The 13,899-nt window shown below is 58.2% G+C and carries 14 protein-coding genes and 1 pseudogene; 1 reads left to right on the top strand and 14 read right to left on the bottom strand.

Annotation, left to right across the window (positions count from 1 at the left end; translation table 11 throughout):
- The 3 genes from tnpC to tnpA all read right to left on the bottom strand — a co-directional run.
- Positions 1-1,154, bottom strand: a 1,154-nt coding sequence (tnpC, locus tag FEV53_RS12875; RefSeq protein WP_142835233.1) for an IS66 family transposase, incomplete at its 3' end; no start/stop codon positions are given.
- A gap of 112 nt (positions 1,155-1,266) precedes the next feature.
- Entirely contained in the window at positions 1,267-1,572 is a 306-nt protein-coding gene (tnpB, locus tag FEV53_RS12870; RefSeq protein WP_142835232.1) for an IS66 family insertion sequence element accessory protein TnpB, read from the bottom strand.
- Positions 1,569-1,949, bottom strand: a complete 381-nt coding sequence (gene tnpA / locus FEV53_RS12865; protein WP_142835231.1) for an IS66-like element accessory protein TnpA — start codon at positions 1,947-1,949, stop codon at positions 1,569-1,571. The genes tnpB and tnpA overlap by 4 nt, the downstream gene beginning before the upstream one ends.
- 66 nt (positions 1,950-2,015) lie before the next feature.
- Between tnpA and FEV53_RS12860 the strand changes: the two are divergent.
- Positions 2,016-2,339 (top strand): annotated as a pseudogene (locus tag FEV53_RS12860) (DDE-type integrase/transposase/recombinase); the annotation flags it as partial.
- Between the two features lie 111 nt (positions 2,340-2,450).
- Here FEV53_RS12860 and FEV53_RS12855 read toward each other — a convergent pair.
- From FEV53_RS12855 to FEV53_RS12810, 11 genes are all read right to left on the bottom strand, one after another.
- Complete coding sequence (locus FEV53_RS12855; protein WP_342778298.1) at positions 2,451-2,882, bottom strand: prepilin peptidase; 432 nt, start codon at positions 2,880-2,882, stop codon at positions 2,451-2,453.
- Positions 2,883-2,892: 10 nt separating this feature from the next.
- Positions 2,893-3,306 carry a hypothetical protein gene (locus FEV53_RS12850; RefSeq protein WP_142835229.1) on the bottom strand — a complete coding sequence of 138 codons (414 nt, stop codon included), beginning with the start codon at positions 3,304-3,306 and terminating at the stop codon, positions 2,893-2,895.
- 112 nt (positions 3,307-3,418) lie between these two features.
- Positions 3,419-6,751, bottom strand: a complete 3,333-nt coding sequence (locus tag FEV53_RS12845; RefSeq protein WP_142835228.1) for a coiled-coil domain-containing protein — start codon at positions 6,749-6,751, stop codon at positions 3,419-3,421.
- A complete protein-coding gene (locus FEV53_RS12840) occupies positions 6,748-7,563 on the bottom strand; it encodes a hypothetical protein (RefSeq protein WP_142835227.1) in 816 nt (271 codons plus the stop codon). Before FEV53_RS12840 ends, FEV53_RS12845 begins: the two co-directional genes overlap by 4 nt.
- A 67-nt stretch (positions 7,564-7,630) precedes the next feature.
- Positions 7,631-8,494 (bottom strand): type II secretion system F family protein, encoded by an 864-nt coding sequence (locus tag FEV53_RS12835; RefSeq protein WP_142835226.1) that lies wholly within the window; start codon positions 8,492-8,494, stop codon positions 7,631-7,633.
- Positions 8,491-9,372: a type II secretion system F family protein gene (locus tag FEV53_RS12830; protein ID WP_185962195.1), complete on the bottom strand. Its 882-nt coding sequence runs from the start codon at positions 9,370-9,372 to the stop codon at positions 8,491-8,493. The genes FEV53_RS12835 and FEV53_RS12830 overlap by 4 nt, the downstream gene beginning before the upstream one ends.
- Positions 9,365-11,299 carry a TadA family conjugal transfer-associated ATPase gene (locus tag FEV53_RS12825; protein ID WP_142835224.1) on the bottom strand — a complete coding sequence of 645 codons (1,935 nt, stop codon included), beginning with the start codon at positions 11,297-11,299 and terminating at the stop codon, positions 9,365-9,367. Before FEV53_RS12825 ends, FEV53_RS12830 begins: the two co-directional genes overlap by 8 nt.
- Positions 11,300-11,314: 15 nt before the next feature.
- On the bottom strand, positions 11,315-12,022 hold the full coding sequence (locus FEV53_RS12820) for an RcpC/CpaB family pilus assembly protein (RefSeq protein WP_142835223.1): 708 nt from the start codon (positions 12,020-12,022) through the stop codon (positions 11,315-11,317).
- Positions 12,023-12,117: 95 nt separating this feature from the next.
- Positions 12,118-12,309, bottom strand: a complete 192-nt coding sequence (locus tag FEV53_RS12815) for a hypothetical protein (RefSeq protein WP_142835222.1) — start codon at positions 12,307-12,309, stop codon at positions 12,118-12,120.
- Positions 12,306-12,470: a hypothetical protein gene (locus FEV53_RS20885; protein WP_185962194.1), complete on the bottom strand. Its 165-nt coding sequence runs from the start codon at positions 12,468-12,470 to the stop codon at positions 12,306-12,308. The genes FEV53_RS12815 and FEV53_RS20885 overlap by 4 nt, the downstream gene beginning before the upstream one ends.
- 73 nt (positions 12,471-12,543) lie before the next feature.
- Positions 12,544-13,752: a TadA family conjugal transfer-associated ATPase gene (locus FEV53_RS12810; RefSeq protein ID WP_142835221.1), complete on the bottom strand. Its 1,209-nt coding sequence runs from the start codon at positions 13,750-13,752 to the stop codon at positions 12,544-12,546.
- Positions 13,753-13,899: the final 147 nt, after the last annotated feature.

The raw sequence follows: 13,899 nt of genomic DNA, 5'->3' as shown, positions 1-13,899 counted from the left end.
GCTTCCAGGTCATCGAAGATCGGTTTTGATCGGGATTGCCGCAGCGCGATACGTTCTTCGGGCGATTTGCCACGCGCGTCTTTCTCCACGGTGTAGAGTTCAGCGATCCGCCGGATCGCTTCCTCGGCAATGGCGTTGCCCTGGGATGCGAAGACATCCACAAACTTACGCCTGACATGGGCCACGCAGGCCATCTCACCCGCCTTGTTCTCGCCGAACAGCCCGTTGAAGCCGGAGTATCCATCAGCGTGGACCCAGCCCTTGTAGTCTGCAAGATGGCTGACCGGATGTTCGCCTTTACGATCAATGGTGAACTGATACCACGCGCAGGGTGGCGATGATCCCGACCAGGGTCGCTCATCGCGCACATAGGTCCAGACGCGTGCCGTCTTGGTCTTCTTTTGGCCCGGCGCTTGCATCTTCACAGGCGTATCGTCGGCAAAGAGGGCTTCGCCGCGCCGGACAATCCGTCCGATCTCATCGGCCAGTGGGTCCAGCAGCGCCGTCGATCGGCCAACCCAATCGGCCATCGTCGAACGATCCAGATCGATCCCTTCGCGGGAATAGATCTGGCTTTGGCGATAGAGCGGCACATGATCGGCGTATTTGCTGACCAGAACATGCGCCAAAAGGCCAGGGCCAGGTCTTCCCCGCTCGATAGGGCGAGATGGCAGCGGCGATTGGACAATCGCTTCGCAGCCCGCGCAGGCTTTGCGGGGCCGGACGATGCGGTTCACGACGAAGCGGCCCGGCACATACTCAAGCTCTTCGGTAACATCCTCGCCGAGCGTCTTCAGCTTGCCGCCGCAGCGCGTGCAGTCGTCACCCGGGGACAGCACTGCGTCATGCCGGTCCAGATGATCGGGCAGCGGCTTGCGGCTGTGCTGGCGCGGTGCCTTGTCTTCAGGAGCTGGTTGCGCAGGCTTGGCCTGTTCTTCCGCTGCCTCGGCAATCGCCTCATCTTCTTCGAAGGTCAGGTTTAGCTGGTCGAGACTCTCGGAACGCACACCAAACCGATGACGGTTCTGGCCTGCAAGCTGATGCTTGAGCTTCTCGATCAAGAGCGCCTGCGATTTGACCTCGTCCGCGAGGAGACGGTTCACGGCCCGCAGTTCTGCAGGGTCATCCGGGGTGATATCGAGGTCCTTCAGCATCGCCGATCCTATAGTGGATCAGGGACAAAACGTGAATCCCGAAAGCAATCAAGATGCTGTATTTATTACTCTATCCGACCTTCAGCGGACGCCATGTCTTTTGCGGCATGCGTCAGTCGATCCCTTCCAGCAACATCGACAATTGCGCCGCCGTGACGCTGACCTTGCCGTCCTTGGCGGCGGGCCACACAAAGCGGCCCTTCTCCAACCGCTTGCTGAACAGGCACGCACCCTGTGGATCCCACCAGATGATCTTCAATAGATCACCGCGCCGTCCCCGGAACACAAACAGGTGCCCTGAATAGGGATCAAGTTCCAAAACTTTCTCAGCCTGCGCGGCCAACGTATTGAACCCGCGCCGCATGTCCGTGACACCTGCCGCCAGCCAGATGCGCGTGTTGCTCGGGACGGGGATCAAACTGCCAGTCCCTGTACCAAGCTGACCACAGAGGCCAGCGCGGTCGGCCCTTCAATCAGAAGGCGTCGCCCATCCGATAGGGTGATATCAACCCGGCTGGCAGATAGAGGTGCCGACACAGACGGCATTGGCACGTCAATTGATGCGGGTTCGTGGGCGACATTAGCCTCGATCTCAATCGGCAGAAATGTCGTCTCTTGTTCTGGATCATTGGCCCGTGGCGCAAAACGCGGGTCCTTCAACCATTTGAAAATAAGGTTCGCATTGACCGCATACCGCCGCGCCACCTGCGCAACCGACATCCCCGGCGTCACAGCCTGTGCGCAAATCTCCCGCTTCTCTTCGTCAGCCCAAAACCGCTTCTTCCGCCTGCTCATAGAGTGCTCCAAAGTGTCCACTATCGATGGTGGACACTTAGCCAACCCTAACCACTCGCGTTAGGTCGGGTTCAACGGACGCTTACGAAAAAGCACGGCCTTCCCCGCGTCATGGTTACTGACAAGCTGAGCTCATATTCGGCAGCGAAGAAGGAGATCGAGCCGGGTATTGAGCACCGGTCTCACAAGGGCCTGAACAACCGTGGTGAAAATTCGCACCAACCGGTGCGACGACGAGAGCGGATCATGAAGGGGTTCAAGACGCCGGGACATCTGCAGCGGTTCGTCTCTATCCACGACCCAATCGCCAACCTGTTCCATCTGCCCCGCCACGAAATGACCTCCGCTGAGTTCCGGGAACTCCGTCAAGCCGCGATGAACCATTGGTGAAGCATCGCGGGCGTAGAGGTCGCGTGATTGCAGGGCCAATGCCCCACTCTCCTTATGCGCGTTTACTTTACAGTGCCGTCCAACTTCACCTGCGCGCTACTGTTCGTCCCGTCAAGGTGGTGTAGACAAGGCGTAACCGGCCAATGTCAGACCGATCGGAAGTCCCATCGGAAAGCGGGACTTTTTCCCCCGACCCTGGAATAGAAGAATCAACCCTAAGAACAAAGTCATCAGCCAGAATGCGATCAGGACTGTCACCCAGTCCCAAGGCGCAACGATCAGAGCGGCAGCCGCCAGCGCTTTTGCGTCGCCGCCGGGCAGCAGGTCCGCTACGAATAGTCCGAATCCTACAGTGATGACCGCCGCTCCAGTCGCGGCGGAAATCAGGCTCCGCTCGAAGGGAAAAATTGAAATAGCGGCGAGCAAAAATAGTACGGCCAACCCCGTCGGAATTGCGTTTGGTACTTTGAATTGGCGCGCGTCGTTCAGCGCCATCGCCAACGCAAGAGCTGCTACAGCAACCTGCCACGATAGGACAAGCATCCGGTCGGGACTAGCGCTGCGCGGTCGCGAGGACAGCTGCGGAAAAGGCGTCGGGGCTGAGAAAGGCGAAGTCGGGCGTCGCCGCAAGCGCTGCGATATCAGCATTGGTATCGATGAAGGCCTGCCAATAGGCGGCTTCCTCCTCCGCAATCACACCCTCTTCGTGCAGTTCACGGATTGATTGAGGCAAGGTCCGCGACCGCAGCCGCGCCATGGTTGCCGCATTGCCTTCTTCCTGTGCGATGTCCTGGGACCAGATCAGGATCTCGGCCACTAGCGCACCGCGCCTAGCGACCGGTTCGGCGGCGGTGTTACTATAGCGAACCGCGATATCTTTGTAGCCGGCCGCCGCCACGGAAAATTCGCCGGTCATTAGATTGGCGTAAGCTTGGCGCAGGGCCTCAGCCTCTCTGCCCTCGGGCATCTGATTTCGCACTTGCGCTGACGCGGTCAGAGTGGTCGCGGCCAACAAGAGGGACATTGCGCATATTACAGCACGAAGGCGGCCGAACAGATGGTGCGAAGTTAGTTTCATTTTATTCTCCCTTGCAGATATCGCCCATAGCGACACGGAACCCTGCGCCAGGCGCGCGTTCGTTCTCAGGCCAGCAGCTCGGATCAGCACCAGGGTTTGTGGGATCGATGACGGCTAGCCGACCTCGCCCTGCCCTCGTATCGTCGCAACGGCTGCCTGTAATCTCGGACACCGATCCCAGGAGCCGCCTGCCAGAGGCCGAGGCCAGCGCCTGAAGCGTCAACTCGGCTGGGGCCACACAGACAACTTGGCCGGTGTCGCGGCGCAGGAACTCGACATAACGCGAGGCCAGGTAGTGGCTCGTGTTCACTGCTACTCCGTCCGGCCCAACCTGCGCCGCCTCAATCTGGCGCCGGTTTTCCTGTTCGGTCGCGCGCAGCTTTGTGGCCCAAGCCTGGAGATCCGCGATTGTGACGGGGCTCAGCGAAAGGCAGTGGTGCCCCGCCAGCCTCTGGCCCGCTGCCTGAACATAGCCAGCCGAGGCGACCCTGGCCAACGGGCTTGCCATAAAGTTGCTCACGTCGCGGTCCGACGCAACGATACCTATCATTTCGTGCCCACGAAGGTCGCACGGAACAAATTCGCCTTGTTCGAATCGAGCGATCAGGTCGCGCATCGCCGTGATCCGCGCGAGGAGCTGAGGATTGCCCTGGAACGGATCATTGTCAGCAGGCATCGGGTAGGCTGATAGGCCTTCGGACCAGACTGATAGGCTGGTTAAGTCCATTCTGGCTGCGCGGCTGCGCTCCTCGTCTTCCTCGACACTGAGACGTTCGAACTGCGCCGTGGCGTTGGCTAGAGCGTCGGCGGCGGCGGAATAGCCGTCCGACACCGCCTGCACATCTAGCTCCAGCCGCGACAAGCTGTTCTGGTCCACCGGTTCCTCGCGCGTGATGAGTGTCGCGTAGGCCAACTCCAAGTCTTGGAATTGCGGCACACGGTCGTCGACCCCGAAGGCGATGGCCTTTTTGCGTGCGTCCTCCAAGTTCCGCAGAAGCTTCCGCGCCGGTGCGGCGACAGCGACTACCTGAACCATTTGCATCGCTTCGATGCACTGCTCGAACCCGTCACGGCCAGCCTGCGCGCCCTTAGTGATCGCTTGCGCTATCGATTCAGCGGCACGCAGCGTGTCCTCCTCGGGCTGGTTCGCGACCTCAGCCTCAAGCTCGCCGAAGACCTGGAGGAACCGGGCGCAGGCAGCGCGTCCCTCGCTCCATTCAGCGCTCAGCACGCCGGCGCTGTCCTCAATGCGGCCCGCGATATCCTGCCATTCGGGTAACGCCGGGGCAAGTTTCGGAAGTTGAGCGGCTTGGTCGAGCATTTCGGAGAGCGCCAAGTCGGCGCCGTAGCCCTCGGCTTCGGCTGAAGTTGCGATCTCGTCGATGAGTGCACGCAGGGACGAAAGCTCGGCCAGCGCCGCCTCGGTGCTGGCGCGCAATGCCTCGGCCTTTGCTTCGAGCGCCACCACGGAGGTGTAACGCTCTTGGGTGGCGACCAACGACGGAAGCGCCTGTAGAGGTTCGGCTGCGGTCGCGATCGCTTCACGTAAGGCGATGAGATCCTCGGTCTCGCCAAGACCCGCGGCAAGGGTCTCCGCGACGGCTACAAGCGCCCCGACCCGTTCGCTAATATCGGCGGATATCGTCCCAGCCGCGCTTTCCGCCAGAGCGTCTGTGGCCAAGTGGACGGCCCTAAGGCGGGCCGCGCCGGGCGCTTTCTCCAAGGCCGAAATTAGTGCGTCGCCGGCAGTCAACGTGGCATCATTCGCCGCCGGCACGGACCAGAGGCCGCGCAAATCGGCGACATAATTCAGAAGGGCCGACGCGCGCCCCTCCAGCTCCGTGCTATGTTGAGCGATCAGCGCCTCTGTCTCAGTGCGTAGGATTACCTCGAAGCCGACGAGGTCGTCCTGCGGCGTTTCTGCGACTGCAAGTTGCTCGGCCTCGGCGAGGTTCAGTGCAGGCGCGGCCCCGGTCGCATGGGCGAAATCCAATTCTACCTGAAGTGCCCGGCGCTGAGCGGCGATAGTTTCGGTTTCGACTTTGAAAATATGATCTCTTGCCGCGCGGCAATGACCTTCGGTATCAGAGATCCGGGAATTGTCTTCCACGATTGCTAAAGCCGCATCAATTTCATCGACGGCTTCCTGCCATGCTGGGTGTTCTGTGAATGGCGTGTCTTCTAAGGAATTCAGCCGTGCCTCGATAGGTCGGCATAGCGCGATCATTTCCGTTCGTGCCTCGGCGATTTCGCGCTCCCTTTGTTGCTGCTCGAGCATCAACCAGCCCGCGCCTGCCACAAGCGTTGCCATCACGCCTGCCGCGACCAGGGTCTTTGTCCAAGTATTGCGATCACCGCCGCCTGTGTCCACGCCGCCATTTTCATTTTCTTGTATCTGGCCGACTGTGCTGCGGAAACCTTCGTAAAACAGCGGCACGTTGGGAGGGCGTTTTTCTGGTAGATGCGCCACCGCACGCATAGTCAGGTCGACCAGTTCACCAGACATCCCTGCGGCGCGTGCGCTGTCAAGCGGTGTGCCGTCGGTTTCAGGATGGGCATTTGCGATATTGGTCCAAAGCTGCATATCGCTCATGGCCGCCTCGGGCTCTGCCTCGAGCGCATCGGGCACCGATTTTGTGAATATCCGGAGGAGCGCGCCGGGTCCGGAGGTGGCATAGATGAAGAACTTGCCTAGTGCATACACATGAGGGGGCCCAGATGGGCCGTTCGATTGCGCGATGATCTGGTCGTGTGTAAGATTGGTAAATTCGGGCGCGATGAAGGCGGGCTGGAATAGAAGCGAGGGAGCGACCGCCTCCGGCGCATCGAAGAAGATCTTGTCAAGCAAAAACTGTACATTGCCACCGAAGCGTACGATTTGCACGGCTTTTTCGCCCACGGGCGGTTGCACCAAATCAGCGGTCTCCAACATCGTGATGCTGCGCAGAAGCCGCAACATGGCACCCTGCATATGCGGGTATTCGTCAACGCTTAGACCGGGTGGGATTTGAACGGCCTCATGCCGCGTTGTAACCAGTGCTGCTGCTGATTTCGTCTCCTTTTCGGAGTAAAAATCGAAGGGTTCCGGCAGGCTCGGATCACTGTCAGCGCTGACCCGATCTCGGTAGACCCTGAACTTCGACACCAGCGCTTTTCGCGCTTTGGATACAGCATGGACCTCGGGCCGGGGGACATAGATCCACACCTCGCGCTCGTCCTTGCTGGTCGCCAAGCCGCGATACAGGCGACACGCACCATATTCTATGTAATCGCTCTTTTCAATTTGGTATTCATTTGCTAGATGCGATAGCAGAGCGTTTTCGTCATAACTCATGGTCGTCCCCCAGCATTCGAGACCGCGTGCCGTTCACGCAATGCTTCCTGAGTGGTGCGCAACTCGGCATCATCGTCCATCAGGTCGATGATGAGATCGTATTCCTCAATTGCCTCTTCCTCTAGGCCTATGTCCGCCAGCCTGCGCGCCTTAGCGAAGCGTTGCTCCACAGTCAGTACGAATTTCGCGGCCATAGCGTCCCGTTCTGCCTCAGGTAGGCTCGAAGCCATCACAACGCGCAAGTCTCGAAAGCTTTGAGGCGTGGGATCAAACAGGATCCACTCGCTATTTGCCGCCGGTCCCGCCGCCTCGATTTCGGCCCACAGGATTGCACCGATCTCGGCACGCTGGGCCGTACTGCGCCCCTCGTCGCCGCCTCTTAGGTAGATCGCAGCAAAGATGAACATTAGCCCATAAACAATGCCCACAACTACATATTGCGGGTTCACCTTGCCAAGGTTCAGCGAAACTGGGAGAAGACTGCGGTTTTTGTCCCTCTCGATCTCCACTTCGAGCCGGATCGGTTCCTTTGGCAAAATGCCTGGTACGGCAATAGCGTCTCCCGATTTCAGGGTGTTTCGCCGACCAGGGCGGCGCCCGTTCAGCCGCACCTGGCCTTGCGCGATCTCTTCCAACACCCAGCGACCACGGCTTATTCGGAACTCCGCTGTCTTCAGTCCATGCGCGACACCTGAGACTGCGATTTCCGCGCCGCTACCCTTGCCGCCCAACGAGGCCTCGGTACCAGGCACCTTCAACCGCTCGCCGATCATTGCTCCGCTAAGAACGTTCAAGTAAAGCGTGTCAGTCACGGCGCAACTTCCGTGCCAGTGCCAGGATCGACCCACGTCCGCCTCAACCGAACACTACGCGGACCCATTACAGAAACCCCGAATCAAAGATCAGCGCGATCGCCGGAGATAGGAAAATTAGAAAGGTCGCCACCGTCGCGAGCACCACCGGCCAGTTAAACTTTGCGTTCAGTTCCTCGGCGCGCTTGGCTGCCAACTCCTCACGCAAATCACGCATGTCCTCACTCTGCTGCGCTAACGTCTGTTCGAGATTGGCACCTACGCGAATCTTCTGGGCCAGTTCCCCGACGACATTCTTCAGGTCCACATTTCCAACCCGGTTGCGGAGCCGGTCGAGGCTCTCGGCGATGCCGAAGGCTGTATGGCTTTCTTGCAGGATCGCAAGCTCCCGCCCTATTGGATCGTTTCCGTAGATCGCCCGATAAGAGGTTATGGCATCGTCCAAGTCTCCGCCGGCTTGAACAGTCAACTGGAAGATGTCGAGAAAGAATGGGAACTGGCGCAACTGCTCCAAATGGTTACTACGCAATTGGTCTTGGATTGCGAATTCAAATAGGAATCGAAAGCTAATGACTGCGATGAAGCCGACCAGAATCGCAACCCAACTCTGCATTACTATGACCAGGATCGCCGCCATCGCGAGACCGCTGAGACTGCCAGCCACCGCGAGACCTCGCGCATATTGCCGCTCGGAAAGATTCAGTTGGTCATGCGGCCGGTTAGTCAGGCCAACTCGCCAGTTCCCGGAATCGGCATCCGGTCTTCGGCCGCCGCCGCCGGCCACGACCACAGCTTGTAAGGGATCGTGATAGCGGACTGCCTCAGTCAGGGCCTCAATGAACTCGCGCGTCGGATGCCACAAGATCATAAGGACGCCCGTGGAGATCATGAAACCGGCGAGCCCTGCTACGATTGGTACCAGCTCCGTCATACCTTCACCGAAGATAGCCAAATCGCGACCGAGATCGCGATGATATAAACAAGTACGGCCAGCGCTAGCATGAACTTCCCAACGTTCGACGCCCAAACCCCAGCGGTGATGTCGGGTACAGCCACAAGCGCAATAATGACTACAAGGAATGGCATCACCATGATGATGCGCATCGACATGCGGCCTTGGCTGGTGGCAGTGTCCAGTCGGTCGCGCATCTTTGTCAGCTGCACGAAGACACGCGACAGGTTCATCAGCGCGTCAGCCTCTTTACCGCCCTTCTCGTAGGTTGTCTTCAACACCGCGGCTACAACGTCGAACCAGTCTGATCCGATCCGCCGTCGGGCCTGATCGAGCGCATCGGGAAAGCTCTTGAGGTCGTTCTCCTTCTGCCGGATTAGACGCAACTCGTGATCCATCGGCTTTGGCGCGGTCTCTGCCACCTCCGCTAAAGCACGGCTGATATCGCTAGTGGAGCGAAAATTCGCGGCGAGCTGCTGCAAGACGTTCGGAAGTACCTTGTCGATCTTCTTACGCCGCTCAGTCTTGAGCACCACGTAAAACACCTTGGGCAGCAGTACAGTTGAAGCCAGAAGCGCCGCTGTAATCGGAAGCCCCTGAAGGATGGGCAGGAACACCAAGATGAGCGCGCAGGCAAGAATGAGAAGCACAAGACCCAGTTGAAACACGACCGGCGCGACGGGCGCAAATTGCAGTTGGTCAACAAAGCGGACTTCATAGGTATCCGCGACGCGCTTTGCGAAACGTTCGCCTGCTGGCATGATCAGATTGAACAGCCCGATCGTTGCCATCAGGACACCGACGGCCAAGAAAAGTGGCAGAAGTACAGCCGGCTGGTCTCGCAACAGATCAAACATGGCGCGCACCAGCATCGGAGTGCGTCATCGCCGAGACGCCCCCCATAAGAAGACCTGGGTCAAACCCAGCTTCTACGATCTCGGCGATGGCCACCGGCGTGCGACCGGCGAAGGTGAAGGCGGTCCCGTCACCCGGCCGGTTGGCGTTGTAGTGGGTTTGGAAGATCGGGTTGATCTCCACCCGCTTGCTAATCGGGTCGATGCCGCCAACCTCAGCGATCTCGGCTATCTTCCGGTTTCCATCGGCGTATTGCTTCAGCTGTACCACGAAATCGAGCGCGCCTGCGATCTGGTAACGGATTGCGTCGACAGGCAGGCCTTCACCCGCCGCCAGCACCAAATTCTCAATCCGTGACATAGTCTCGATTGGATTATTGGCGTGCAGAGTGGTCATGGATCCTTCATGCCCAGTATTCATCGCCTGGAGCATATCGAAAGCTTCGCCGCCACGGCATTCACCGATCACGATGCGGTCGGGTCGCATCCGAAGGGCGTTCTTCACTAGATCACGGATCGTGTGACCGGCATTGTCAGGTGTTTTGGCAACGGCCTGCAACGACACCACATGCTCCAGGTAGAGCCGAAGCTCGGCAGTGTCCTCGATGGTGATCACGCGCTCGGAAATTGGGATGAGAGAGCCGAGCCAGTTCACCATAGTCGTCTTGCCGCTGCCGGTGCCGCCGGCCACTACAATGTTCTTCTTTGACACCACGCAAGCCTTAAGAAAACTCGCCATTGCGGGTGACAAACTCTCTTTGACCACGAGTTGTTCCAGCGTCAGGGCGCTCTTGCCGAATTTCCGGATCGTAACAGCAGCGCCCTTCAGCGCGATCGGTGGAATCACCATGTTCACGCGCGATCCATCCGCCAATCGTCCGTCTCGATAGGGGTTGGTGCGGTCTACTGAAGTGTCGCTGTCTCGCGCGATCTTGGCTGCCACACGCATCGACTCCGCCTCGTCCACGAAACGCAGGCCAGTCAGCATCAGCCGACCCTCAATCTCTACAAATATCTCGTCATGGGCAACGACCATTATCTCTGAGATCGCGTCGATTTCTCGCAGAGGCTCAAGCGGGCCGATACTCGTCATAATCGCACGCACCGACTGGCGCACGGTTTCCTCGACCAGCTTTTTTAGCAAGTTGAAATCCAGCGTGTTCGCCTTCGCCGCGAAGACGGTGCTGAACTTATCATTCAGTTTGCGCAGATTGTCGCGGTGGCTGCGCGAGGTCGACGACAGACCGAGCTTGGACTGGAACTCAACATGTAAGCGAGCCATGTCGTCACGGTTAATGTCTTTGACCGAATGCCCCCGCGCTCTTTCGAGTGTGCCTGTATGCCCGAGGATTCGCATGATCAAATCACGCCGCAGGGCTTCCTTGGCGCAGAGCCGCAAATCGCCCTTTTCGACCGCTTGGATCGCATCTGCTAAGTGGCGGTCGATGATAGGCATGATCTTCACGGCGTAGTCTGGATCATCTTGGTCCAGCTCGCCGCGCCCGGCCAGCCGCTCGGTCTCGTCCGAAACACGCAGCTTTGTCTCGTCGATCAAAATATCGAGCCGCGGCATCTGCCCCTGTGACGCTTCGGCATCCAACTCGCCAGCATCGGGGGTCTCGATCAGCGCCAGCTCGAAATCGCCGATGGTGAAGCGCGCATTGGCACGAAACCGGTATTCGGTGTCGATCTCGAGTTCCTCGTTTCTATCGTCCTTGCTGCGAACATCGGCGAATTTCGCGGTCAAGTTCCAGCCACGGGCGCTGTAATCGAGAAAGGCATGATTCTTCCTTACGAACGCAGATTTCAGGCGGATCGCCTCACCATGTTCGCTCTCCGCGCTGCTACCTAGCACGTAACGCTTACGGCCGAGCTTAATCTCGTGAACCTCGTTGCGCAGCGTATGCCGAATTTCCAGAGTTGTGCCCATCGACCGATGTACCTTTCAATTGCAGCCTACCGCTTCGCTAATTGAATCACAGCGATTCCGAAGAAGGATAAAAAAACCGCCGGATTGTTCCTCGCGCCGGGCAGCAAGCATCCGACCATTTTCGGGCAGGACTTCGATCGTGATAGTCGAGAAGCTGCCGCGACGAGCGGCGCGGAATTCCTGGATAGTAAAGTACTCGCCAATGGCGACGATCTTCACGTCTTCTAGGATGGCCTCTGCCAGTTCGGTCGGAATGTCGCGAGGAACGCTCAAGAGGTCGATCCGGTCACCAGGCCGGAGCAGATTATTGAGCGATGACGTGTTGTTTACGCCAATAGTCATCAGGCGCATACCCGATGTGACTTGCTGCGAAAGGCGTTGATCGGACAGATCCTCGAAAAGGTCGAATGTCAGAAATCGACCGCGCGGAACATCGTCGTTGATCGGTCGGAGCTTGACGAAACGCATGTTTTCCGGCGTTGCTTCGATCAGCGGTGAACCCATGCGCTCCTGCGCGGCTATTGGAAGAGGCTCTGCCGTTAGGTCGCTATCGGAAAAAACGGTACCAGCGCGGGCTATCGCCTCATCAGCATCCGTGGCGTAGATGATAAAGGCGCGGTTATCGACGAGTCCTTCGGCTTCGGCGATCCTCTCCCAAGACAAATAGGCTGCAAGTATCGCAAAGGTCAGTCCCACGCTAAGTATGACCAAATTCTTGCGCATCGTGCGGCAACTCCCAAATTACAGCCCACACGCAAGTTTTACACTACATCAATGCTTTGTGAATGCCGTCACTAAATAAACCAATTTGCTCTGTATCAGTCAAGGAACGTAGCACCCTCGTCGAAAATGCGGGGCGCAACTTCACGGATCCAATCAATCACGTCCTTACCGAATATCGCAAGAAACATTACCAGCGGCAGCGCGATAATTCCGATATACATCACCGCTTCAATTGTGCCGCGCTCGTCTCGTGCAAACTGACGGATCCAATCAATCATGTCGATCAATTGCCGAAACCGGATTCGCCTGCTGTTTCCTCAAGAGTTGTTCCGGCTTCTGTTGCTCCTCCAGCGGTGCCCTGGAAATACTCAACGATATCATTCCCGAAGATGGCGAGAAACATCACCAGCGGCAGGACGACTACACCTACTCTTAGCACTTGGCCCATAACACTCTCCACATCTTCCTATACCTAAAATAGGTAGCAATGGTGCAACGATTTTACAACCTTTTCTTATTGGTCAGCTAGCGCCTTTCGCCTGAGCGACCTGCCATAATGTGCCAAGTTTGGCGCCTTCGCCGAGGTCTGCCTCGCCCAGTTTAGGGTCCGCGCCAGTCCAATCCAACGAAAACCCGTTCGGCCCCTCGGGATTAGGGGTTAGCACGAAGATCGGCACCAGTTCATATCGGCCCCGGTCAATGTCAAATCCGCGTACCTCGGTGATGCCAACTACGCGTTTTTTCCCGTGCCAGCGCGCGACCTGGACGATCGTATCGATCGCTGCCGCAGCCTGCCGCTGCAATGCCACCAGCGGGATGTTGACGCCAGCCATCAGGCACAAGGTTTCGAGCCTCGCAAGGCAATCCTCAGGGCTATTTGCGTGAATCGTCGACATCGAGCCTGCGTGCCCGGTATTCATCGCCTGCACCATGTCCAACGCCTCTCCGCCCCGGCATTCGCCGATCACCACTCGGTCGGGCCGCATCCTGAGTGAGGCACGCAGAAGCTCGCGAATAGTTATCCCGCCCCTGCCCTCACGGTCGGGTTTCACCGATTCAAATTGCAGTACGTGGCGGTTGTCGTCAAAGCGGATCTCTGTGGCATCCTCGATAATTATGATGCGGTCTTTCGGGTCAATCAACTCGCTTAACGCATTTACCATTGTGGTTTTGCCTGAGCCAGTACCGCCCGAAACGAGGATGTTCGACTTCATTCGCATTGCGTGTTCGAAGTACTCCGCTACCCGTGCGGGGAAGGACTGGAAGCGTCCGGTGAGATCCGCCATGCGCACCCGGTTCGACGGGAACTTACGGATCGCGATGGACAGGCCTGGCCTCGCGGCGGGCGATTGCACGATATGCACCCGATGGCCCTCGGGCGTGCGAGCCTCGACCGAAAGCTCTTCAGGTACAAGCCGCTTACCGACGAATTGCAGTATCGCGCGAGCCAGAGCGATCAAGTCGCGTTCGGCCGCAAAAGACAATTCTGGCCGCAGCGTCATGCCTTCTTCATTCTCGATATAAATTTCGTTGGGCCCATTGATCATGATCTCCGTTACCGCCTCGGCACGCGCATGCGCTTCGGGGTCTGGATCGTCGGGATCGCAATAGTAGTAAGGCAGTATGGGACCAATAAGCCCACGGATAACACGACTATGATAGGCCTCGTCTAGGTCTGCGGGTTGTTTGGTGGGATCGGTCTGCTCAGTGATGTCCGGTTTCTTGCTCATAGGGGGAGCATCCAGACCATCGCCGAAATTTCGTAGACAAGTCCGACCATATAGGCCAACCGCAGGAATAGGAGTGCAAGCGGTACGCCAATTAGTCCCAGCAATAGGACGTTATCTACCATCGGTGCTGCCCCCCAACCCTACAGT

This window comes from Palleronia caenipelagi, assembly GCF_007004065.1.
Classification (GTDB): domain Bacteria; phylum Pseudomonadota; class Alphaproteobacteria; order Rhodobacterales; family Rhodobacteraceae; genus Palleronia; species Palleronia caenipelagi.
Note: the sequence above shows the minus strand (reverse complement) of the source record. Positions and strands in the feature narration are given on the sequence as shown.

Excerpts from the sequence above, each read along its gene's own strand:
- tnpA (WP_142835231.1), bottom strand. The coding sequence starts at position 1,949 with ATGAGCAGGCGGAAGAAGCGGTTTTGGGCTGACGAAGAGAAGCGGGAG.
- FEV53_RS12855 (WP_342778298.1), bottom strand. The coding sequence starts at position 2,882 with ATGCTTGTCCTATCGTGGCAGGTTGCTGTAGCAGCTCTTGCGTTGGCG.
- FEV53_RS12850 (WP_142835229.1), bottom strand. The coding sequence starts at position 3,306 with ATGCCCGAGGGCAGAGAGGCTGAGGCCCTGCGCCAAGCTTACGCCAAT.
- FEV53_RS12845 (WP_142835228.1), bottom strand. The coding sequence starts at position 6,751 with ATGAGTTATGACGAAAACGCTCTGCTATCGCATCTAGCAAATGAATAC.
- FEV53_RS12835 (WP_142835226.1), bottom strand. The coding sequence starts at position 8,494 with ATGACGGAGCTGGTACCAATCGTAGCAGGGCTCGCCGGTTTCATGATC.
- FEV53_RS12830 (WP_185962195.1), bottom strand. The coding sequence starts at position 9,372 with ATGTTTGATCTGTTGCGAGACCAGCCGGCTGTACTTCTGCCACTTTTC.
- FEV53_RS12825 (WP_142835224.1), bottom strand. The coding sequence starts at position 11,299 with ATGGGCACAACTCTGGAAATTCGGCATACGCTGCGCAACGAGGTTCAC.
- FEV53_RS12820 (WP_142835223.1), bottom strand. The coding sequence starts at position 12,022 with ATGCGCAAGAATTTGGTCATACTTAGCGTGGGACTGACCTTTGCGATA.
- FEV53_RS20885 (WP_185962194.1), bottom strand. The coding sequence starts at position 12,470 with ATGGGCCAAGTGCTAAGAGTAGGTGTAGTCGTCCTGCCGCTGGTGATG.
- FEV53_RS12810 (WP_142835221.1), bottom strand. The coding sequence starts at position 13,752 with ATGAGCAAGAAACCGGACATCACTGAGCAGACCGATCCCACCAAACAA.